Source organism: Pseudomonas sp. D3-27, from assembly GCF_051132165.1.
In the GTDB taxonomy this organism is placed as follows: Bacteria; Pseudomonadota; Gammaproteobacteria; order Pseudomonadales; family Pseudomonadaceae; genus Aquipseudomonas.
This window is the reverse complement of sequence record NZ_CP071667.1, coordinates 3193374-3214397: the sequence shown is the minus strand read 5'-3', so window position 1 is coordinate 3214397 and position 21024 is coordinate 3193374. Positions and strand designations below refer to the sequence as shown.

Below are 21024 nucleotides of genomic sequence, written 5' to 3'. Positions count from 1 at the left end.
AGATGTCTACACCTCGTCATAAAATAGTGGTCACACAGCGATTCTTCGATGCCATGGCGACCGACTTCCTGGAGAGCCGCGGCTGTGATGTAGTCGTCGCCGACCTGGCGCCCGGGCAAGCGGACGGCGACCTGAGTGAACAGCAACTGACCGACATCTTGAAGGACGCTGATGGCTGGATCGTCGGGCACGCGACTATCACGTCCAGCCTGTTGGGCTCGCTCCCGCGCTTGCAGGTCATCGCCCGTCGCGGTGTGGGTTACGAACGGGTTGATACGGCGGCGGTGGTAGCGGCGGGGAAGGTCGCGACCATCGCGATCGGCGGCAACGACGCAAGCGTCGCCGACCACACCGTGGCATTGATGCTCGCTGTGTGCCGCCAACTCAAACGCTGCCAATCGGGATTGTCCGCAGGGGATTGGTCGATCCCCCTGGGGGGCGATTTGTACCGCAAGACGGTGGGCGTCGTCGGGATGGGGCGGATCGGCCGGGGCGTTCTGCAGCGCTTGTCCGGGTTTGAAGTAATACCGTTGATTTTTACCCCTGATCCTCACAAAACACAGCTCGGCGGTATCGCCTACGGTAAATTCGTTGGTCTGGAAACGCTGCTCGAGGAAAGCGATTTCGTCACCCTTCATGCGCCTCTCAATCCTCAAACCCAAGGGTTGATCGACGAGCACGCATTGAGACTGATGAAGGGGTCCTCGGTGTTGATCAACACCGCGAGGGGCGGGTTGGTGCGCGATGCGGATCTGCTCTGCGCGCTGCGGGAGAACCGGTTGGCAGGGGCGGGGCTCGATGTCTTCGAAAGCGAGTCTGACCCCACGCTTTTACCTGTGACCGAACGATTGATCCAACTGCCGAACGTGGTCGTGACGCCCCACGTCGGGGCCTCCACGGTCGAGGGGCTCAATCGCACCAACCTGATTGCCGCCCAGTGCGCGGTGGCCGTCCTGCAAGGGCGCAGCCCGCCCGCCCATTGCGTCATCGCGGACGGACGACGACCCGCCGGCGCGCAGGTGTGGCCATGAGTCGTAGCGAAAACCCGTCGCCGGACTCACGCCCGCCGGTTCATCCCGACTTGCTCGCGGTGGCGACGTCGCTGCGCCAACAGGGCCTGCTTCCGATCGTCCAGGGCGATGTGCAGAGCGTCCGGGGCCAGTTGGAGCGGATCAATGCGTGGGCGGCGCACCGCAGCGTGCCCCTGAGCTACGAGCGCACGCTGGGCTTTTGCGTCAACGGCCGAACGGTTCCCTGCAAGCTTTATTGGCCGGAGGGCGATGAGACGCCTTGCTTGATGTTCTACTGCCATGGCGGCGGATTTCGCCATGGTTCGCTGGCCGGCTGGGACGCGCCGCTGCGTCAGTTGGTTCGCGACAGTGGCCTGGCGGTGCTCTCCATCGACTACGCGTTGTCGCCGGAGCATCGCTTTCCCGTGGCGTTCAACGAGGTGGTAGCGATCGTCAGCCGTGTCATCAAGCTCGGGGCAATCACCGACTGCCCGGTGCGCGGCTATGCCCTGGGCGGCGATTCGGCGGGCGCGAACCTGGCCCTGGGCGCGGCCATTGCGCTGCGTGACGCGGGGATCGATGCGCTGCGCCAGCTGTTGCTGTTCTACGGCAGCTACTCGCGGGACATGACCTCCAACTCGTGGCAACGGTTGGGCGGATACGCAGGGCAGAATCTGTCGGTCGAAACCATGAGCGCCTATTGGGCCAGCTATCTGGCCGATGATGAGGACGATTGGCGGGTGCAGCCAATCACGGCTGACCTGACGGACCTGCCGCCGACGCGATTGGTCGTTGGCGAGCTGGACCCGCTGCTGGATGAGAACCGAGCGTTGGCACAGCGGCTGAAGAACGCAGGCGTGACGGCGAGCCTGCAAGTCCTGGCGAACATGACCCACGGTTTTATCCGTTTCAACGAAGTGGCGCCCATCGCGCGCAACGTACTCGCTGCTCAGGGCAACGCGTTGCGCAAGGCGCTTTCCAACCAGGCGAACCTCCCATGAATGTTTTCCGAATCGCGGCCTTTGCATGGGCCTGCGTCGCGGCATCCGTTGGCATGGCCGCCGGTACGCTGCCTGTCGGGCCCGTTGCCGGGGATGTGCAGTTGTCGGCGTTTTATCGCTGGCCTGAGGCAATGCCCGAATCGCCGGGTACGCTGCTGCGAAACGAGCGCATGCCAGTGCAGGCACTAATGCCTGCCGCCGCGCAGGCGATACGCCTGCTCTACAGTTCGGTTGACGAACGCTGGCATTCCGGCCTCGTTCCGGTCAGCGGCGCGTTATACCTGCCGGCGGGCAATCCCCCCGCCGAAGGCTGGCCGCTGCTGGCCTGGGCCCACGGTACGCTGGGGATCGCCGATGCGTGCGCGCCCTCCTGGAACGGGCTGCGCGACCGTGACGCGGCGTACATCAATCGTTGGCTGGCGCGAGGGTTCGCGGTGGTCGTGACTGACTACCAAGGACTGGGCGGGCCGGGGCCGCATCCCTATACATTCTGGCAAGCCGAGGGACGTTCCGTTCTCGACTCGATTCGCGCTGCCCGCGCCATCAGACCAGGGCTGATCGCCCCTCGCACGTTCCTCGCCGGGCAATCCCAGGGCGGCGGGGCGGCGTTGGGCGCGGCGATACTTGCAACAACCTACGCACCCGAACTGCCTATCCTGGGGGCGATACTCACGGCGCCGAACAGCACGTTTCCCCAAGGCCCCATTGCGCTGCCGCCACGCCAAACCAACACCGTGTTCCTGGTCCTGGCGTCCGGTGGCCTGCGCGAAGACGGACCGCCAATCGAAACCATCCTGACCGCCAAGGGCCTCCAATTGCTGGACGTCGCCCGGCAGGGCTGTACCCGTGACATTGCGCTCAAATCCAAGGCGTTGCGGATCGGTTCGTTTGCAGAGCTGTTGACAATCACCCCCGAGGCATTGAACGCAGCGCGCATCCCGTCCACCGACATGCCGCAGGCTTCGATTGCGTTTGCGTTGTTCATCGCCACCGGCCAGGCAGATCAGACGATCACGCCAGAGCGGCAGTACGCGGTCGCGGCGGCGTTGTGCGCCGCCGGCAACCCCGTCACTTGGCGCACCTATGAAGGCCTGGGGCATGACGGGGTGTTGCACGGTTCGCTGGAAGATGCCTTCGCATTCGTCAGGGCCCGACTCGATGGGCAGGGCGATGGTTCGAATTGCGCCACCTTGCAAAGACCTGGTCCGCCGGGGGAGAGAGACGAAGGAGCGCTGTTCAACGACGACTGAGTGCTGAATAGACCTATGTGGCGAGGGAAGTTGCTCCCTCTCCACGGTTTTGGCGGGTTTGCCATCTCGCGAACCGTCCCAATGCAACGATTGCCAGGCCACGGCCTCATATGAGTCATAAGCGGCGCCCTGGATACCAGGCGCCGGGCCAATTTTTCCTTATGACGGGTGATTGTTTTCATGACGATGGCTGAGAAAAACCATGTCGACTGGCTGGTGGAGCAATCGATGCTCAAGGCGGCGAGGCAGCGGGCCAAGCTTTACTCGGGACAAGGGCGCCTGTGGCAACAGCCCTTCGCACACACCCGGCCCCGTGACGCCTGCGCGCTATCCTCCGTTTGGTTCACCGCGTACCCGGCCTCCATCGTCACCCGGGAAGATGGCACGGTGCTCGAAGCGCTGGGGGATGAAACCTTGTGGCATGCGCTGTCGAAGATCGGCATCCAGGGCATCCACAACGGCCCCTTGAAAAGGTCCGGAGGCCTGCACGGCACTGAATTTACGCCGACGATCGACGGCAACTTCGACCGCATCAGCTTCGACATCGACCCGGAACTGGGCACCGAGGCCCAGTTGCAGGCATTGACACGCATGGCCGCTGCCCACAATGCCGTGGTCATCGACGACGTCATCCCGTCCCACACCGGCAAGGGCGCGGATTTCCGCCTGGCGGAGATGGCCTACGACGACTATCCAGGCCTCTACCACATGGTGGAGATCCGCGAGGAAGACTGGCCGCTGTTGCCTGAAGTCGAGGAGGGGCGCGACGCGCAGAATCTCACCGCGCAGCAGGTGGACGCCCTGCGCGACAAGCACTACATCGTCGGCCAGTTGCAGCGGGTGATCTTCTTCGAACCCGGCGTCAAGGAAACCGACTGGAGCGCAACCCCCGTCGTCATGGGTGTGGATGGCAAGCCGCGGCGTTGGGTCTACCTGCATTACTTCAAGGAAGGGCAGCCGTCGCTGAACTGGCTTGATCCAAGCTTTGCCGCGCAACAGATGATCATTGGCGATGCGCTGCACGCCATCGATTGCATGGGGGCGAAGATCCTGCGCCTGGACGCCAACGGTTTCCTGGGCGTCGAGCGCAAGCTCGATGGCACTGCATGGTCCGAGAGCCACCCGCTGTCGATCACCGGTAACCAGCTGCTCGGCGGTGCGATTCGCAAGGCAGGGGGTTTCAGTTTCCAGGAATTGAACCTGACGTTGGATGACATCGCCGCCATGTCCCACGGCGGGGCGGACCTGTCCTATGACTTCATCACGCGACCGGCCTACCAGCATGCCTTGCTGATGGGCGATACCGAATTCCTGCGCTTGATGCTGCGCCAGATGCACGCCTTTGGCATCGATCCGGGGTCGCTGATCCACGCGCTGCAAAACCACGACGAATTGACCCTTGAGTTGGTGCACTTCTGGACGCTGCACGCCCATGACACCTACCTCTACCAAGGCCAGACGTTTCCCGGCAACATCTTGCGCGAGCACATTCGCGAGCAGATGTATGAGCGCCTGTCCGGTGAACATGCGCCTTACAACTTGAGGTTCGTGACCAACGGCGTGTCCTGCACCACGGCCAGCATCATCACCGCCGCGCTGGGCATCCGCGACCTCGATGCCATCACCGCCGCCGATATCCAGCAGATTCGCCAGGTGCATCTACTGCTGGTGATGTTCAACGCCATGCAGCCGGGCGTGTTCGCCTTGTCAGGCTGGGATCTGGTGGGGGCATTGCCGTTGCCGGCGGAGCAGGTCGAGCATTTGATGCGCGACGGCGACACGCGCTGGATCCATCGCGGCGCCTACGACCTTGTAGACCTCAACCCGCAAGCGCCGATGTCTGCCGGGCAAATGCCCCGCGCCAGGACGTTGTATGGCAGCCTGCCGAGCCAATTGAAGGATCCGGATTCGTTCGCCTCGCAACTGCGCAGAATCCTGGCCGCGCGCCGGGCCTACGACATCGCCGCGAGTCGCCAGATATTGATTCCGGACGTTGAGCATCCAGGGTTGCTGATCATGGTCCATGAACTGCCGGCCGGCAAAGGCACGCAGATCACCGCGCTGAATTTCGGCTCGACGCCCATCACTGAAACCCTCCATCTGCCAGATATCGCGCCGGGACCGGTGGTGGACATCATCAATGAGCGAGTCGAAGGGGATCTCACGTCGGAAGGCGAGTTCACCATTACCTTGGACGCGTTCGAGGGGCTGGCGTTGCGGGTGGTGAGCAGTTCGCCGATGATCTGAGGCAGTCGAAGTCTTTGATCTGTGAGGAAGATTGAAAAGATAAATATCAATATGCCACTATTGTTAATGCCGCAGCTGCCGATATGAGCAGCATCGATTTTAATCATAGGGACTTGATACATGTCTTTTCGTACGCTTCGCACCCTCGCGACACTGACCGTTCTTGCCTGCCTGACCCTCACCGGTTGCGCCCACGTTCAACCGCCGGTACCGCTGGACCATCAATTCTGGGACGCCAAGGAGCCGACCATTGGCGTGGCGATCAACGTGGTGCCGGAGCCGGTGCTGGCGCTGACCGGCAATCAGGGGTTGCTGGACCTGGCCATCAATAAAGGCGTCAACAGCAAGCTCAGCGATAACGTTGAAAAATGGCAAGTACGCGACCTCAACACCTTGCCGGACGCCATCGTGGCCAAATTGCAGGCCAAGGGTTACAAGGCCAAGCGCATCAACGAGCCGGTGGACCTGACTAAATACAAGGAAGTCAGTTTCCGCGAAGGCTACACCACCCGTGACCTGACGCCGATCAAGGCCACCTACGGTGTCGATCGCCTGCTGCTGGTGAACGTGATGGGAACGGGCGCTACCCGCAGCTATTACAGCATCGTGCCGACCAGCGTCCCGATGGCGCAGGTGGGCGGGCAGGGCATGGTGGTCGATCTGGCCGACAACCGGCTCCTGTGGTTCAAGCCTTTCTCCGTTGTGCAGGCAGCCCAGGGCGAGTGGGACGAACCGAACTACGCCAATCTGACCAACGCCTTTTACCAGGCGATGGACACGAGTCGCCAGCAAATGATCACACCGTTCGAACAATGATGCGCGGGTTGATAGCGCTCGGCTCGATGGCCTTGCTGATGGTGGCGGGTTGCGCGCAGAAGCCAGCCCCGCCGGCCGGTTTCAAAACGCCGGACGCGGTGTCCTATGTCCAGACCCACGGGGTGAAGGTTGACCTGCAACTGCCCCAGGCGTTTGTCGGCGCCAGTACCGTGGTGGACGCCGAGGCCGCACAGAAGGCTGCTTCGTCGAGTCATAACCTGGTCGCCAGTTCCGGCAACGCTGCTGGGCTTGCCGGTTTGCTGGTTGCCAGCCTGATCAATACCCAGATGGGCAGCGGTAGCTTGCAACGCGATGCCGAACAAACCGCCGCGAAGGAGTCCAGGCCGTTGGCGGACCTGCTTGCCGGCGTGCCGTTGCAGGAGCGCCTGCAACAGCGTTTCCAGCAGGCTTCGCTGGCAGCGGGTCTCAAGCAGGGCGCGGGAGACATCAGTGCCCGCCTGGTGATCGAGCCCAAGCTGATGCTGACGCCTGATCGTGGCAGCTTCGTATTGATCAATCAGGTGCAAGTCCAGGACATCGCCGGTTCGGCGTTGTATCGCATGCGCATTGAAGTCTCCAGCCAGCCGATCCGGCGTTGCGGCAAGCGTTGTGTCGACGACGGCTCGCTGGACCTGGCGCAAGTGACGACGGCGCTCGACGAATGTATCGATGAGTCGATGCGTGTGCTGGCTGCCGACCTGATGTTGCCGGCGCCGCCGGAAGCGGCCCAGGAAACCCTGCGCTATGTGCTTGATGGGCAGCGTGTAGTCGAGCGCGGTTATCAGTTGGCCAACAATGGGAATTACTGGCGCTACCGCAACCTCTACGGCGCGGTGAAATCAGTGCCGGTACCGTTCGAAGACGCGTTGACTCAGGAGCAGTTGCGCCAGGTATACGGCCGCTGACCGCTCACATGTTCGGCCAGATGTCAGCGTTGGTCCGTCCAAAACCGGCTGACGCCGCCGTTGGCACCCTGCACCGGATCCCGATCCGGAAACGGCAACCCTTCGATGTTTGCCAGTTGCGCCTCGCTCGGCGCTTCGCGGCAGATGTCGGCCTGCTGGCCGGGTGGATACGCGCCGACCACCAGGAAGTCCTCGCTGGAGCCCAGGTTGCAATGCCCGGTGCCGGCGGGGAGAAGCAGCGCATCACCGGCCTTGACGTCGATGACTTGGCCGTTGGGGCCACCGATCATCAAGCGAGCCTTGCCGCTGGCAACACCGAGCACTTCGTGGCCTTCAGTGTGATAGTGGTGAAAGTCGTAGATCCCGTAACGCCATTGCGGTGGCCAGCCGTTGGCGTGGAAAGTCTGCTCCAGGCGGGCGGCCAGATCGTCGGTATGGGTCGCGACCGCATCACGGTAAATGATCACCGGCAGGCGTGGGTTGTTGGGTACCCAATCGTTGCGTTCCAGCAACAAGGTCTGGATTGAATCCGGGAGTGCGTTGAACGTGCTCATCGAAGAACCTTCAAATCTTTGCCTTTATGGGCTAGACGGTGCCTTCGATGGGAGAGTTCAACGTCGCTGACCGGTGCCGCCCGTCAGCGCTTTTCCTTCATGATCCGCTCCACTTCACCCGAAGCCTTGAGCTGTTCGAAAGCGCGTTGTGCCTTGGCGACCGTCTCGTCGGGTGTGCTCAGGCTGAACGCCAGGTAAACCCGATGGGGCTGCTCATCCAGCGCGTAGACCTCCTCCAGCAGATTGAAGTCAATCCGGGCATCCTGGCTCATCAGGCGCGCGGTGTTCTCCGGCATCGGCACGAGCTGGACCTGACGGTTCAACAGTTTCTGGAAGTTATCGTGGTTATTCGCTGAAACGACCAGTCGGCTGAAGCCACGACCTTGCAGATAAACCTGCTTGGCGTCATTTCGTACCACGCCGATGCTGTACTGCTTGGCCTCTTCCAGGGTGCCAATGGCGATGGAGGCCGTGTCGCGCAGCTTGTAGAGCCGGCTGGTGGAGCGATGGATTTCACCGACCCACTTGAACAGCTGTTCACGGGCCGGGGTGCGATCCAGCGGGAAGATCAGCACGTTGGGCTCGCGCAGCGCCATTTCATAGGCCCGCGCCCAGGGGTAGAGGGCCATGTGGAAATCGTCGAGGTCGGCCTGCTTCAAGGTATCGGCGGCGATATGGATACCGGGGCCGACCAATTTCTCGTCGCGCAGATAGGCATACAACGAGTCCTCGGTCACGACCTCGATGGTTTCGGCCTGGCTTTGAAGGCTGTTCAAGGCCAGGAATACCCATGAACAGAGCATCAATGAGTGGCGCATACAGACCTCGGTTTTGGCGATGATTAGAGGGACGCGCAGTTGCGGCCCTGGTGCTTGGCCCGGTACAGCGCCTGGTCGGCGCGTTGCATCAATTGGTCGAAATGATCCATGGCCTCGGGGTCCAGCTCGGCGACGCCGATGCTCAGGGTGACGAATCGGGAGATCGATGAGCCGCTGTGGGGCAGTTGGCGTTCGGCCAGGGCGCCACGCAAGCGTTGGGCCGCCTCCCAGGCCTGCCCTGCGTCGATATTGGGCAGCAGGACGACAAATTCCTCGCCACCGACCCGTGCGGTCAGCTCGCCAGAGCGGCCGAAGACCTCGCGCAGGGTTTCAGCGATCTGTTGCAGGCATTGGTCGCCGTTCATATGGCCATAGGTATCGTTGTAGATCTTGAAGAAATCGACGTCGCACATCAGCACCGCAAGCGGCGTCTTGTGGCGCATGGCGCGGCGAAACTCGACTTCCTTCAGCTCGTCGAAATGGCGACGGTTGGCCAGGCCCGTCAAGGCGTCGTGACGGGACAAGGCTTCGAGGGCCTGGTTGGCGGCCTTGAGCTCAGCGGTGCGCGCCTCGACCAGCTCGACCAGTTGGTCGCGGCTGGCGGCGATCGCCAGCTCGTCCGAACGCTGGCGCTCCAGGTGGGCGTGGAGATTGTCCTGGAGTTCATTGACCTGGGATTCGAGCAGGCTCAACTCGTCCTGGCGATCCACCGAACGCTGCAGCTTGAGGTGGTGCTTGAGTGTTTGTGGCTCGAGCTCGCCCAGATGCCGGGCGATATGCACCACGTGGATCGTCACCAGCCGATTGAACATGGTCATGACCAGGCCCGCCAGCAGCATGGATTGGATGATCTGGGTGATGACGATGCTGCGTGCTTCGCCCCACAGGCGCTGCCACAGCAGTTGGTTATCGCCTTCGATGATGAGCTCGCCGACTTTTTCGTGGGCGCCGAGATAAGGCTGCGCGATGAGCTCGCGGTGCAATACCGGTGCTACCCCTTCGTTACCGGTGGTGTAGCGATTGAGCTCGATGATTTCCGGCGACCGGCCGGGCCGCAGGACATTCAGCGCCACGCGTCCGACCGGCGCGGCCTTGGCGACGCTGGCAAGCTGTTTGTCCAGGGAGTCGCGGTCCATCTCCCAGATCGCATGAGCCAAGGTGTCGCGGAAAACCTGGTCGATCAGCCCCAGCTCGGCATTCATGTCCGTCAGGTTGCTTTCCCAGGCCAGCCAGGTGCGCCAGGTGACCATCGCCACTGTGAAAAACAGGCAGAACAGCAGGGTCGCCAGGACCAGGCGCCGGCCCAGGGAGCTGAGGGTCTTGGCCTGTGCCCGTTGAGAGGGTGGGGGTGTGAGATGGCTGTCCATCTCATAACCACTTGCGCGCGATGGCATCGTAGACGCCGTTGCGACGTATGGCTTGCAGGCCTGCGCGGAATTTTTCGACGGTCTGCGGCGGCGTGTTGCGGCTGAACGCCATACTCAGGCCGTCGGCACTGCTCAGTTCGGGCAGCGCCAGCGACTTGATCAATACTTTGTCCGGGTCTTCGCCGTTCTGACGGGTCAGGTACAGCGCGTTGAGCTCGTTGGAAATCCACAGCTCCACGTGGTCGACCTTGAGCTTGCGGTAATTGTGTTCATATTTGGTGCTGGACTGAAGTTCTTCGCCGATGCGGAAGCCCTTCGAGACGAGAAACTGCTCGCCCACATCCTGATTGACGGTAGCGATCTGGTGCCCATGGGCATCGGCCAGGGAGTCGAGTTTCACCGGCCGCTCGGCCAGTGAATAGATATACCACTGGGTCGGGGCGATGGCGCCGATCCACTGGAACAGCGATTCGCGCGCCGGGGTGCGCACGATGGAATAGATCAACACATTGCTTTCATTGAGCGCCAGTTCATAGGCCCGCGCCCAAGGCATGGGCTGGATCGACGCTTCGACGCCGATCTCCTTGAGCACAGCCTCGACCACTTCGGTGCTCATGCCGGTCACCCGGCCGTCCTGCGTCATGTTGTAGGGCGGCAACTCCTCGGTGACGATGCGCAGTGGCGGCTCAGCCGCGATGGCCAACGCCGATCCACCTGCAACCAGGAGCATCAGGGCGCCACACATCAGTAAGCGGTTAAGCAGCGAAGCCATTGATCATCACCCTATGCAGCCAGCAGAGCCTGGCGAGGCCTGAGGGCCTTCGTCATCCAGGTTATCGGCTGGGTGAGGGTGTTGCTTGAGCGCAGCTACGCATCTTCCGGGCGACCGCTCTATCACGCGGACGCCAGGACGCGCCGGTGAACCTTCCGTCAATACAACGCTCACTTGTTAGGTCATCGCCCGGGTGAACGCGCTGTTTTCTGCCGATAAGGAATTCGCATGGATCCAACCTCGACCTCCCACGTGCGCCCCGTAGAGCGCGAGTTCAGCCCACGCGCGGTAATCACCGGGATCGTGCTGGGTATTTTGCTGACGCCCTCCAATGTCTATGCGGGATTGAAGATCGGCTGGTCGTTCAACATGTCGATCATCGCCTTGCTGGTGGGCTACGGCATCTGGCAGGGCCTGGCCAAGCGATCCTCCGGCCGGCTGCCCTGGACGCTCCACGAGAGCAACATCAACCAGACCGTGGCGTCGGCCGCGGCATCGATCATTTCCGGCGGGCTGGTGGCGCCGATCCCGGCGTACACCTTGCTGACCGGCCAGCAACTCGACGCGTTGCCCATGGTCGCGTGGGTATTTTCGGTGAGTTTCCTGGGTATCTGGATTGCCTGGTACCTGCGGCCCTCGTTGCTCAACGACAAGGCGCTGAGGTTTCCCGAGGGCATGGCGACCCTGGAGACCTTGTTGCATATCTACAATCACGGCCACGAAGCCGCGACGCGCCTCAAGGTGCTGCTCGGCGCAGCCGTGCTGTCCGGGTTCGCCAAGTGGGTCGATACCTTTGTCTGGGCCATCCCGCGCTGGTCGCCGAGCGCCCAACTGGAGCGGCTGACATTTACCGCGGATCCGTCGCTATTGCTGGTGGGATTTGGCGGCATCATCGGCATCCGTGTCGGCCTGACCCTGTTGCTCGGCGCGCTGTTGGCGTGGGGTGGGTTGGCGCCGTGGCTGTTGGAAAATGGCCTCGTGCACTTGCCGCCCGGCAGCAGCGGCCCGCAATTCGCCGTGCTAGTGGAATGGCTGCTGTGGCCGGGCGTGAGCCTGATGGTTTGCGCGACCCTGGCTTCCCTGGCGATCCGCTTGTGGTCGCTGCACCGCTCAACCAAGGCCAGCGGCGCGGCGTCCTGGGCGGTGCCCAAGGCTGGGCCCGCCGTTGGATTTCTGCTGGCAATCGTCTTGGTGGTCAGCTTGCAAGCCATGTTGTTCGGCATCAATCCCTGGATGGCGTTGCTGACCATTCCCTTGGCCATTTGCCTGGCGGCGGTGGCAGCCCGGGTGGTCGGCGCCACCGGAATTCCTCCCATTGGCGCCATTGGGCAACTGTCCCAGCTGAGCTTCGGCATCGTTGCACCGGGGCAGGTGCCGATCAACTTGATGAGCGCCAACACCGCCGGCGGTTCGGCGGGGCAATGCACGGACCTGATGAATGATTTCAAGGTCGGCCGGGCGATCGGCGCGACGCCGCGCAAGCAACTGCTGGCCCAGACGCTGGGGATTTTCATCGGCAGCATCGTCGGCGTGCTCGCTTACCTGGCGTTGATCCCCGACCCGCAAACCATGCTGCTCACCGAAGAATGGCCGGCCCCGGCCGTCGCCACCTGGAAGGCCGTGGCGCAAACCCTGACCCATGGCCTGGACTCGTTGTCGGTGAGCATCCGCTGGGCGATCTTCATCGGCGGCGCCGTCGGTTTGCTGCTGGGCATCCTCGACAGCCTGCTGCCGGCCCATCGCGCCCGCTACCTGCCCAGCACGGCTGCCCTGGGCCTGGCGTTTGTCCTGCCGGCCTCGGTGTCGCTGATGATGGCCCTTGGCGCCGTGCTGACCTGGCTGGTGAGCTGCCGCTGGCCGAGCCTCACCGAACGCTTCGCCATCACGGCGGCGGCGGGGTTGATTGCCGGGGAGAGCATTACCGGGGTGGGGGCTTCGTTGTGGGAGATGCTCGGTAATCTGTGAGCCCCCGTGGCGAGGAAGCAAGCTCGCTCGCCACTGGAAGCGGTGGGTGGCGCCGAGTCAGTGTGAATGTCGCGGCTCACCACTGCGGGCGATCACCCTCAGGTGCAACGTGGCCGGCTCCAGGCAACCGCCCGTGGAAAGCTGGCCGACCAGTTGCCGGTACAGTTCCTGCCAAGGCGTTTGCGACGGCGGGAAGTTTGGCGTCCAGGCGCGGCGGCGCCGCTCCATCTCGGCGTCGTCCACCAGCAGGTTCACGGTGCGGGTGTTCAGGTCGACTTTCAGCCGGTCATTGGTCTGTAGCAGCGCCAGGCCGCCGCCAACGGCCGCTTCCGGGGACATGTTGAGGATCGACGGGCTCGCCGAGGTGCCGCTCTGGCGACCATCGCCCAGGCACGGCAGGGAGTCAATGCCGCGCTTGATCAGCGCGGCGGGCGGAGCCATGTTCACCACCTCGGCGCTGCCGGGATAGCCCACGGTGCCAGCGCCGCGGATGACCAGGATGCAGCGCTCGTCGATGTCCAGCGCCGGGTCGTCGATGCGTGCGTGGTAGTCCTCCGGCCCCTCAAATACGATGGCCCGCGCTTCGAAGCTGTTCTCGGCGCCGGGTTCGGACAGGTAAGTCTTGCGGAACGCTTCGCCCACCACCGACATCTTCATGATCGCGCTGTCGAAAAAGTTGCCGCTGAGCACGATGAAACCGGCGCGGTGCTTGAGTGGGGTGTCGAAGGGGTGGATGACGTCGGCGTCGCAGGTCAGGCTGCCGCTGACGATCTCGCCGATGGTCTTGCCGCTGACCGTGGCGCAGTTCTCATGCAGGCGGCCGGCCTTTTGCAATTCGTGCATGACTGCCGGCACGCCGCCCGCGCGGTGGAAGCCTTCGCCCAGGTATTTGCCAGCGGGCATGCAGTTGACCAACAGCGGCACGTCCTCGCCGATTTTTTGCCAGTCGTCCAGGCTCAACTCGACGCCCATGTGCCGGGCGATGGCGATCAGGTGCGGCGGGCAGTTGCTCGATGCGCCGAGTGCCGAGGCGACGGCGATGGCGTTTTCGAAGGCTTCACGCGTCATGATCTGGGAAGGGCGCACGTCCTGGCGCACCAGTTCGCAGATGCGCTTGCCAGTGGCGTAGGCCATCTGCCCGCGCTCGCGGTACGGCGCCGGAATGCTTGCGCAACCGGGTAACGACATGCCCAGGGCTTCGGCCAGGGCATTCATCGACAGGGCGGTGCCCATGGTGTTGCAGTGGCCCACGGAGGGCGAGGCCGCCGTGGTCATTTCCATGAAACCTTCGTAGTTGATCTCGCCAGCGGCCATCAGGTTGCGAGCGTGCCACAGCACTGTGCCGGAGCCGATCAGCTCGCCCTTGTGACGACCGTCGAGCATCGGCCCGCCGGACAGCACGATGGACGGCAGGTCGGTGGTGGCTGCCGCCATCAGGCAGGCGGGGGTGGTCTTGTCGCAACCCGTGGTGAGCACAACGCCGTCCAGGGGATAACCGTGGAGGATTTCCACCAGGCCCAGATACGCCAGGTTTCGGTCCAGGGCCGCCGTGGGGCGACGCGACTGTTCGGCGATGGGGTGCACCGGGAATTCCATCGGAATGCCACCGGCGTCGCGGATCCCGGCCTTGACCCGTTGCGCCAGTTCCAGGTGATGGCGGTTGCAGGGCGTCAGGTCGCTGCCGGTCTGGGCGATGCCGATGATGGGGCGGCCCGATTGCAGCTCTTCGCGGGTCATGCCGTAGTTCATGTAGCGTTCGACATACAGCGCGGTCATGTCCGCGTGGGCCGGGTCGTTGAACCATTGCTCGCTGCGCAGGCGGCGTTTTGGCGTGTCACTCATGATTCATTTCTCTCTTGTAATTGGGTGAATCGACGATCAGTCGGGCTCAGCGATCGAGCAGCCCCCGTGCGGCGAGATTACGCAACAGGGCGCCGACGCCGAAGGTCCACGGTGCCGCGTCGCAGCTATGGGTCACCTGATTATGCAGGCTGCCCAGTAGCGGGCTGCTGATACTGACGCGGTCGCCGAGTTTGTGGGTGAAACCGCTGCCGGCATGATCACGGTCCTCGGTGGGGGCGAACAGCGTACCGAGAAACAGCAGGAAGCCATCGGGGTATTGATGGTTGGCGTTGAGTGTCTGGCCTGCCAGGTCCTGCGGATCGCGGCTGATCTGGCTCATGGAGCTGCAACCGTGCAGCCGGTAACCGTCTTCGCCTTGTACGTGCAGATCGACTTCGCAGGCGCGCACATCGTCCAGGCTGAACTGCTCGTCGAACAGGCGAATGAACGGCCCGATGGCGCACGAGGCGTTGTTGTCCTTGGCCTTGCTCAACAACAGCGCACTGCGGCCTTCGATGTCCCGCAGGTTGACGTCGTTGCCCAGGGTCGCGCCGTGGATCCGGCCTCGGCTGTCCACCGCCAGCACTACTTCCGGCTCCGGGTTGTTCCATTGTGAGGCGGGATGAATGCCGATCTGGCTGCCACTGCCCACGGCGGCCAGCACCGGCGCCTTGGTGAAAATTTCCGCGTCCGGGCCGATGCCCACTTCCAAATACTGCGACCACATACCTTGTTCGATGAGGTACGCCTTGAGGCGCATCGCTTGCTCGGAACCCGGCACGATCGAGCGCAGGTTGTCGCCGATCACGCCGTGGACCGTGGCGCGCACGGCTTCGGCGCGGGCCGCGTCGCCGCCGGCCTGTTCCTCGATGACCCGCTCGATCATGCTCGCCGCGAACGTCACGCCGGCCGCCTTGATCACTTGTAAGTCCAGCGGCGGCAACAGGAACGGCTTGGCCGGGTCGGCGTGGGGGCCGGTGTTGGCCAAGAGTGCTTCGAGGGTGGCGATGAAGGTGCCAGGCGTCTCTCTTACCGTCGCCAGGGGCGAGGGTGTTTCCAGTAGGTCGCTAAGGGTCGCGAATCGATCCGAGAGGTCGAACACCCCGTCGCTGCGCAGCACGATGGGCGAAGGCCCGGCGATCCGCCCCGGGACCCAGGCGCGACCAATCAACGTGCCGGCCACGCCATCGACCGGCAGGGTGTTCTCGGGAGTAAGCAATAGCGACATGGACAGGCTTCCTGGTTCGTAAAGCCTTCACGCTAGGGCCCGTTGTCGATGAACTCCAATGAGATATATTCAGTATCCGATAACGCCTGGTTATTGCGCCGCCGAGGAATGCCCATGTCCGATCTGTCCTTTTCCAGCTTTTGCGGCTGGCTCAAATTTCGTCATCTGCTGTTGATCGACACGCTGGGACGCACCTGCAACATGCATTTGGCGGCCGAGCAGATGAACCTCAGCCAGCCGGCCGTGAGCAAAATGCTCAAGGAAATCGAGAGCCTGCTCGGCTTCGCCCTGTTCGAGCGTCGACCGCGCAGCATGCCGCCCACCGCCCTGGGCGAGCACGTGCTGCGCTACGCGCAAATAGCCCTGAATGACGCCCGTTCGTTCGTCGAACAGATCAGCAGCCTGCGAGAAGGTGGCCACGGTTACTTGAAGGTCGGCGGTATTTTTGCCGCGACGGCGGTGGCGTTGCCCGAGGCGATCCTGCAGATCAAGCAGCGCTGGCCCTTGCTGTCCATCGAAGTGGTGGAGCAAACCAGTAATCATCTGATGAAGATGCTCGAAGAAAAGAAGCTCGACCTGGCCGTGGCGCGTTTCACCGATCAAAGCCAGCAGCAGCGCTACGACTTCCAGCCCCTTGCCCCCGAACCGTTCTGCATCGTGGTCAACGATCGCCATCCGCTGGCCAACGCCGGGCCGACATCCTTGCAGCAACTGGTGGACCTGCCGTGGATTCTCTATCCGGTCGGCACGCCGATTCGCGCCCGCATGGAGCTGGCCTTCGCCGAAGCTGGTGTGGGGATGCCGCGCAACACCATCGACACGATTTCGATGCAGACTTTCCTCCAGGTCCTGCAACGTGGGCCCATGATCGGCATGTTGCCCAACGCCATGGTCGACCCGTTGCTCGAAAGCGGCCAGCTCAAGACCCTCGACACACCGCTGCACCTGGTGCCCCAAGACTACGGCATTCTCACCCGCAAGGACGAGCCGCTGGTGGGCGCGGCCCTGGAGTTCGCCGAGATCCTCAAGGACAACGCCCGCTTGAGTGGTTGAACGTGCCGCCGCCATCGCGAGCAAGCTCGCTCCCACACAGCCTGCTTGCGCTGAACCCGTGGCGAGGGAGCTTGCTCCCGCTGGGCTACGCAGTAGCCCCCTACGATTTCTGATAACACTGGGTTATCAACTAATCCAAAAATGCCATTGGGAAAGAATCGTTTCCCGACAGTAGAGTCCTCGTTCAATCGCCGGATGACTCGCTCATTCGACGTGACCCAATAAAAACAATCAGGGGTTACCTCATGCAAACCATCTCCGAGCATTCGCCCGCCCAGGCTTCCGCCGGCGGACTCGATTTCGAGGACCGGACCTACCGCAAGGTCATCTGGCGAATCCTGCCTGTCCTGCTGTTGTGCTACATGGCGGCCTACCTCGACCGGGTGAACATCGGTTTCGCCAAGCTCGACATGCTCAACGAGCTGCAATTCAGCAACACGGTCTATGCCTTGGGCGCCAGTATGTTTTTCTGGGGCTATTTCCTGTTCGAAGTCCCCAGCAACCTGTTGCTGCATCGCTTTGGCGCGCGGTTCTGGATCGCCCGGATCATGCTCAGCTGGGCGGTGATCTCCATGGCGGTGGCCTACACTGTGCCGCTGGCGGCGTTCTTCCATATCGAATCGAGCACTATGTTCTATGTGCTGCGTTTCCTGCTGGGTATCTGTGAAGCGGGCTTTTTCCCGGGCGTGATCCTTTACCTCAATTACTGGTTTCCGACCCACCGGCAGAGCCGGGTGATGTCCGGGTTCCTGTTGGCCTTGCCGGTCAGCCTGACCCTCGGCGGGATCTTGTCCGGCTGGCTGATGAATAGCATGCAGGGCGTGCAGGGCCTGTCGGGCTGGCAATGGATGCTGATCATCGAGGGCATTCCTTCGATCATCATGGCTTTCGTGGTAATCGTCTGCCTGGCCGACAACATCGACAAGGCCAAGTGGCTGTCGGCAGCAGAAAAAGCCATGCTCAAGGCCAACCTGCAAACCGACAACCAGGGCAAGGCGTCGCGCTTGAGCGAGGTGTTTTTCAACCCTCGGGTGTGGTTGCTGGTGTTGATTTTGCTGACCTTCAACACCGGCTTCTATGGCCTGGCATTCTGGATGCCTTCGATCATCAAGAGCACCGGCATCACCAACAGCCTGCACATCGGTTTGCTCACCGCCATCCCTTATTCGGTGGCCGTCGTGGCGATGCTGCTCAACGCCCGGCACTCCAACCGCACCGGTGAGCGGCGCCTTCACGCGGCGATTCCAGCCTTCATCGGTGGCGCCGGGCTGATCCTCAGTGCGTTCTTCGCCGATAACCTGGTGCTGTCGGTGCTGTTCCTCAGCGTCTCCGCTTCGGGGATCCTCAGCCTTATGCCGATCTTCTGGACCCTGCCGGGCACCGTGTTGTCGGGCGTCGCTGCCGCTGCCGGGATCGGCATGATCAACGCCATCGGCAACCTGTCGGGCTTCACCGGATCGATGATCACCGCCGTGGCCGAGACGCTTACCGGTAATATCAACAATGGTACCTATGTCCTGGCCCTGTGCCTGTTGGTCAGTGGCGGGCTGATCCTGGCCATTCCGGCCTCGATGCTCGCCAGGGCACCAAAAAGCGCGGTCCCGGCAACGCAACTGGAGACCGCATGAGCCTGCAGAACAAACGGGTGCTGGTGTCGGCGGCCGGGCAGGGTATCGGCCTCGCCAGCGCGGTGGCCTTCGCCCAGGCCGGGGCCGAGGTGTTTGCCAGTGACATCGATACGCGCGCATTGGCGGGCATCGAAGGGGTGACGGCGGTCACCCTGGATGTCACCTCGGCCAGCGCCATCGAGGCTGTCCGCGACTGGATCGGCGGCCTGGACGTGCTCTTCAACTGCGCCGGCTACGTGCACAGCGGCAACATCCTGGACTGCGACGAAGCGGCCTGGGTGCGTTCGATGGACCTCAACGTCACGGCCATGTACCGGATGATCCGTGCGTTCCTGCCAGGCATGCTGGCGCGGGGTGGCGGGTCGATCATCAACATGTCGTCGGTGGCGTCCAGTGTCAAAGGCGTGCCCAATCGTTTCGCCTACGCTGCCAGCAAGGCAGCGGTGGTGGGGCTGACCAAATCTGTCGCCATCGACTTCGTCAGCCAGGGGATCCGCTGCAACGCGATCTGCCCCGGCACCGTGGATTCACCATCGCTGCGCCAGCGCATTGCCGACCAGGCCGCGCAGCAGGGTGTCGATGTGCAACAGGTCTACCGGCAGTTTCTCGACCGTCAGCCCATGGGGCGCATTGGCAACACTCAGGAAATCGCGCAACTGGCGCTGTACCTGGGCAGTGACGCGTCCGCCTACACCACGGGAGCGGTGCACGTGATCGATGGCGGCATGAGCCTTTGAGTTTTCACTTGAACAGGAGCACTTCATGAAACTGTTGCGATACGGCGAAAAAGGTTCGGAAAAGCCCGGGCTGCTGGATGACGACCATCAGGTCCGCGACCTGTCGGGCCATGTGCCGGACATCGCCGGCAACGCCCTGGAGCCGGAAGGCCTGGCCAGACTCGCGGCCATCGACCCGCGCAGCTTGCCGGTGGTGACCGGCCAGCCTCGGATCGGCCCGTGCGTCGGGCAGGTCGGCAAGTTCATCTGCATCGGTTTGAACTACGCCGACCATGCCGCCGAATCGAACATGGAGGTGCCGAAAGAGCCGATCATCTTCAACAAATGGACCAGTGCCATTTGCGGGCCGAATGACGATATCCAGATCCCCCGCGGCTCGCTCAAGACCGACTGGGAAGTCGAGCTGGGCGTGGTCATCGGCAAAGGCGGGCGCTACATCGACGAAGCGAATGCCCTGGAGCACGTCGCCGGATATTGCGTCATCAACGACGTGTCGGAGCGCGAATGGCAGCTCGAACGTGGCGGCACCTGGGACAAAGGCAAAGGCTTCGACACCTTCGGCCCTCTCGGGCCGTGGCTGGTGACCAAGGATGAGATCCCAGACCCGCATACGCTGGAGCTGTGGTTGGAAGTCGACGGGCATCGCTATCAGAACGGCAACACCCGGACGCTGATCTTCAGCGTGCCGCAACTGATCGCCTACCTCAGCCGGTGCATGAGCCTGCAACCGGGCGACGTCATTTCGACCGGCACGCCGCCGGGTGTCGGGCTGGGCATCAAGCCCAACCCGGTGTTCCTGCGGCCGGGCCAGACCATGCGCCTCGGGATTGCAGGATTGGGTGAGCAGCGTCAGGTGACCGTGCAGGCGGATTGATCCGGGAAGCGTTCAAGGGTAAGTAGTGCCGCCAATCCTATTCGGGTCTGCGACACCTGACGCGCTTGCGGGCGTGCCTGCCTGCTCGATGACCAGCTCCGCAAGAATCGCAACGGGGTCGGCCAGGCTCTGTCGCGACCGATGGATCAGGCCGATGTCCCGATGAAACGTGTGTGGCCCCAGGTCTAGGGCCCGCACGCCTTTGGGCCACGGCTGATGGGCTGACGTCTGCGGCACCAGGGCGACACCGACGCCTTTTTCCACCAGCTTGATGATCGCGTCCAGTTCATCCAGTTCGCACACTTCCCGCAGGGTGAAATGCATCTGCCGCAGGAAACGATCGACCTGCCTGCCGCCGAACGAGGACCGGTCATAACGGATGAAGGGTTGGCTGGACAGCAGCGCCGCCCAATCCTCGCCGGGCATTGCACGGGGAATGATCAGCCGATAAGGCTCCAATGCCAGGGTGGTCCAGCGCAGATCGCTTTGCAGCGAGAACGGCGGGCGGATCATCACGGCCATGTCGATTTCACCGGCGTCCACCAGATTGATCAATTCCACCGACAGGCCCGGCACGATGCGTGTGCGGCACTGCGGGCATTGCTGGTGAAACCTGGCGAGAGCGTCCGGCAGGTACGAGCGCTGGACCGAGGCGATCGCGCCGATGTTCACCAGCACGCTGGCGGGAAGCCCGGGGGTGGCGGAGCCGAGACTCTCGTAAAGGCGAAGCAGTTCCTGGGCTTGCAGGAGAACCTGGTGGCCCCGCTTGTTGAGGTGGGCCGTGCGCCCCTTGCGGTCGAATAGCTCGAAGCCCAACTCGGCTTCCAGGCGCTGGATCTGCGCACTGACCGCCGCCTGGGTGAGGCCGATCTTGTGCCCGGCTGCGGCGAAGGTGCCTTCGCGCGCGACGGCAATGAGGGTCTTGAGTTCTTTGATCATTGATAAAGATTAATGGTC

18 protein-coding genes are annotated in these 21024 nt (G+C 62.9%); 11 read left to right on the top strand and 7 right to left on the bottom strand.

The annotated features are described in order from the left end of the window. The first annotated feature begins 2 nt into the window (after window positions 1-2). The 6 genes from J3P92_RS14455 to J3P92_RS14430 all read left to right on the top strand — a co-directional run bounded on the left by J3P92_RS14455 (window position 3) and on the right by J3P92_RS14430 (window position 7229). Window positions 3-1031 carry a phosphoglycerate dehydrogenase gene (locus tag J3P92_RS14455; RefSeq protein WP_434647804.1) on the top strand — a complete coding sequence of 343 codons (1029 nt, stop codon included), beginning with the start codon at window positions 3-5 and terminating at the stop codon, window positions 1029-1031. Then, a complete protein-coding gene (locus J3P92_RS14450; RefSeq protein ID WP_434647802.1) occupies window positions 1028-2011 on the top strand; it encodes an alpha/beta hydrolase in 984 nt (327 codons plus the stop codon). The genes J3P92_RS14455 and J3P92_RS14450 overlap by 4 nt, the downstream gene beginning before the upstream one ends. Next, on the top strand, window positions 2008-3261 hold the full coding sequence (locus J3P92_RS14445) for a lipase family protein (protein WP_434647800.1): 1254 nt from the start codon (window positions 2008-2010) through the stop codon (window positions 3259-3261). Before J3P92_RS14450 ends, J3P92_RS14445 begins: the two co-directional genes overlap by 4 nt. Window positions 3262-3441: 180 nt before the next feature. Continuing rightward, window positions 3442-5508: a maltose alpha-D-glucosyltransferase gene (treS, locus tag J3P92_RS14440; RefSeq protein ID WP_434647797.1), complete on the top strand. Its 2067-nt coding sequence runs from the start codon at window positions 3442-3444 to the stop codon at window positions 5506-5508. 120 nt (window positions 5509-5628) lie between these two features. After that, the gene (locus tag J3P92_RS14435; RefSeq protein WP_434647794.1) at window positions 5629-6324 is read left to right on the top strand and encodes a hypothetical protein; all 696 of its coding nucleotides are present in this window, start codon (window positions 5629-5631) and stop codon (window positions 6322-6324) included. Beyond that, window positions 6321-7229, top strand: a complete 909-nt coding sequence (locus tag J3P92_RS14430) for a hypothetical protein (RefSeq protein ID WP_434711734.1) — start codon at window positions 6321-6323, stop codon at window positions 7227-7229. Before J3P92_RS14435 ends, J3P92_RS14430 begins: the two co-directional genes overlap by 4 nt. 23 nt (window positions 7230-7252) lie before the next feature. Here the strand turns inward: J3P92_RS14430 and J3P92_RS14425 are convergent, their stop codons facing one another. The 4 genes from J3P92_RS14425 to J3P92_RS14410 all read right to left on the bottom strand — a co-directional run bounded on the left by J3P92_RS14425 (window position 7253) and on the right by J3P92_RS14410 (window position 10740). Beyond that, on the bottom strand, window positions 7253-7783 hold the full coding sequence (locus tag J3P92_RS14425; protein ID WP_434647789.1) for a cupin domain-containing protein: 531 nt from the start codon (window positions 7781-7783) through the stop codon (window positions 7253-7255). Between the two features lie 83 nt (window positions 7784-7866). Next, a complete protein-coding gene (locus J3P92_RS14420) occupies window positions 7867-8601 on the bottom strand; it encodes a substrate-binding periplasmic protein (protein WP_434647786.1) in 735 nt (244 codons plus the stop codon). Window positions 8602-8624: 23 nt separating this feature from the next. Further along, entirely contained in the window at window positions 8625-9968 is a 1344-nt protein-coding gene (locus tag J3P92_RS14415) for a GGDEF domain-containing protein (RefSeq protein WP_434647783.1), read from the bottom strand. A 1-nt stretch (window position 9969) separates the two neighbouring features. Further along, on the bottom strand, window positions 9970-10740 hold the full coding sequence (locus J3P92_RS14410; RefSeq protein WP_434606088.1) for a substrate-binding periplasmic protein: 771 nt from the start codon (window positions 10738-10740) through the stop codon (window positions 9970-9972). Between the two features lie 228 nt (window positions 10741-10968). On the opposite strand from J3P92_RS14410, the gene J3P92_RS14405 reads away from it, so the two are divergent. After that, window positions 10969-12705 carry an OPT family oligopeptide transporter gene (locus tag J3P92_RS14405; protein WP_434606085.1) on the top strand — a complete coding sequence of 579 codons (1737 nt, stop codon included), beginning with the start codon at window positions 10969-10971 and terminating at the stop codon, window positions 12703-12705. Between the two features lie 57 nt (window positions 12706-12762). Here the strand turns inward: J3P92_RS14405 and J3P92_RS14400 are convergent, their stop codons facing one another. After that, window positions 12763-14547, bottom strand: coding sequence for an IlvD/Edd family dehydratase (locus tag J3P92_RS14400; protein ID WP_434559209.1), 1785 nt, complete (start codon window positions 14545-14547; stop codon window positions 12763-12765). Window positions 14548-14593: 46 nt separating this feature from the next. Continuing rightward, complete coding sequence (locus tag J3P92_RS14395) at window positions 14594-15775, bottom strand: fumarylacetoacetate hydrolase family protein (protein WP_434647780.1); 1182 nt, start codon at window positions 15773-15775, stop codon at window positions 14594-14596. Between the two features lie 114 nt (window positions 15776-15889). On the opposite strand from J3P92_RS14395, the gene J3P92_RS14390 reads away from it, so the two are divergent. The 4 genes from J3P92_RS14390 to J3P92_RS14375 all read left to right on the top strand — a co-directional run bounded on the left by J3P92_RS14390 (window position 15890) and on the right by J3P92_RS14375 (window position 20067). Further along, the gene (locus tag J3P92_RS14390; RefSeq protein ID WP_434559205.1) at window positions 15890-16828 is read left to right on the top strand and encodes a LysR family transcriptional regulator; all 939 of its coding nucleotides are present in this window, start codon (window positions 15890-15892) and stop codon (window positions 16826-16828) included. Window positions 16829-17073: 245 nt separating this feature from the next. Beyond that, on the top strand, window positions 17074-18456 hold the full coding sequence (locus tag J3P92_RS14385; protein WP_434647777.1) for an MFS transporter: 1383 nt from the start codon (window positions 17074-17076) through the stop codon (window positions 18454-18456). Continuing rightward, window positions 18453-19193, top strand: coding sequence for an SDR family oxidoreductase (locus J3P92_RS14380; RefSeq protein ID WP_434559201.1), 741 nt, complete (start codon window positions 18453-18455; stop codon window positions 19191-19193). Before J3P92_RS14385 ends, J3P92_RS14380 begins: the two co-directional genes overlap by 4 nt. Before the next feature lie 25 nt (window positions 19194-19218). Beyond that, window positions 19219-20067, top strand: coding sequence for an ureidoglycolate lyase (locus J3P92_RS14375; protein WP_434647775.1), 849 nt, complete (start codon window positions 19219-19221; stop codon window positions 20065-20067). Between the two features lie 12 nt (window positions 20068-20079). Here the strand turns inward: J3P92_RS14375 and J3P92_RS14370 are convergent, their stop codons facing one another. Further along, window positions 20080-21006 (bottom strand): LysR substrate-binding domain-containing protein, encoded by a 927-nt coding sequence (locus tag J3P92_RS14370; RefSeq protein ID WP_434647772.1) that lies wholly within the window; start codon window positions 21004-21006, stop codon window positions 20080-20082. Between the last annotated feature and the right edge of the window lie 18 nt (window positions 21007-21024).

Coding starts and splice junctions, on each gene's coding strand:
- J3P92_RS14455 (WP_434647804.1), top strand. CDS start 3: ATGTCTACACCTCGTCATAAAATAGTGGTCACACAGCGATTCTTCGAT.
- J3P92_RS14450 (WP_434647802.1), top strand. CDS start 1,028: ATGAGTCGTAGCGAAAACCCGTCGCCGGACTCACGCCCGCCGGTTCAT.
- J3P92_RS14445 (WP_434647800.1), top strand. CDS start 2,008: ATGAATGTTTTCCGAATCGCGGCCTTTGCATGGGCCTGCGTCGCGGCA.
- treS (WP_434647797.1), top strand. CDS start 3,442: ATGACGATGGCTGAGAAAAACCATGTCGACTGGCTGGTGGAGCAATCG.
- J3P92_RS14435 (WP_434647794.1), top strand. CDS start 5,629: ATGTCTTTTCGTACGCTTCGCACCCTCGCGACACTGACCGTTCTTGCC.
- J3P92_RS14430 (WP_434711734.1), top strand. CDS start 6,321: ATGATGCGCGGGTTGATAGCGCTCGGCTCGATGGCCTTGCTGATGGTG.
- J3P92_RS14425 (WP_434647789.1), bottom strand. CDS start 7,783: ATGAGCACGTTCAACGCACTCCCGGATTCAATCCAGACCTTGTTGCTG.
- J3P92_RS14420 (WP_434647786.1), bottom strand. CDS start 8,601: ATGCGCCACTCATTGATGCTCTGTTCATGGGTATTCCTGGCCTTGAAC.
- J3P92_RS14415 (WP_434647783.1), bottom strand. CDS start 9,968: ATGGACAGCCATCTCACACCCCCACCCTCTCAACGGGCACAGGCCAAG.
- J3P92_RS14410 (WP_434606088.1), bottom strand. CDS start 10,740: ATGGCTTCGCTGCTTAACCGCTTACTGATGTGTGGCGCCCTGATGCTC.
- J3P92_RS14405 (WP_434606085.1), top strand. CDS start 10,969: ATGGATCCAACCTCGACCTCCCACGTGCGCCCCGTAGAGCGCGAGTTC.
- J3P92_RS14400 (WP_434559209.1), bottom strand. CDS start 14,547: ATGAGTGACACGCCAAAACGCCGCCTGCGCAGCGAGCAATGGTTCAAC.
- J3P92_RS14395 (WP_434647780.1), bottom strand. CDS start 15,775: ATGTCGCTATTGCTTACTCCCGAGAACACCCTGCCGGTCGATGGCGTG.
- J3P92_RS14390 (WP_434559205.1), top strand. CDS start 15,890: ATGTCCGATCTGTCCTTTTCCAGCTTTTGCGGCTGGCTCAAATTTCGT.
- J3P92_RS14385 (WP_434647777.1), top strand. CDS start 17,074: ATGCAAACCATCTCCGAGCATTCGCCCGCCCAGGCTTCCGCCGGCGGA.
- J3P92_RS14380 (WP_434559201.1), top strand. CDS start 18,453: ATGAGCCTGCAGAACAAACGGGTGCTGGTGTCGGCGGCCGGGCAGGGT.
- J3P92_RS14375 (WP_434647775.1), top strand. CDS start 19,219: ATGAAACTGTTGCGATACGGCGAAAAAGGTTCGGAAAAGCCCGGGCTG.
- J3P92_RS14370 (WP_434647772.1), bottom strand. CDS start 21,006: ATGATCAAAGAACTCAAGACCCTCATTGCCGTCGCGCGCGAAGGCACC.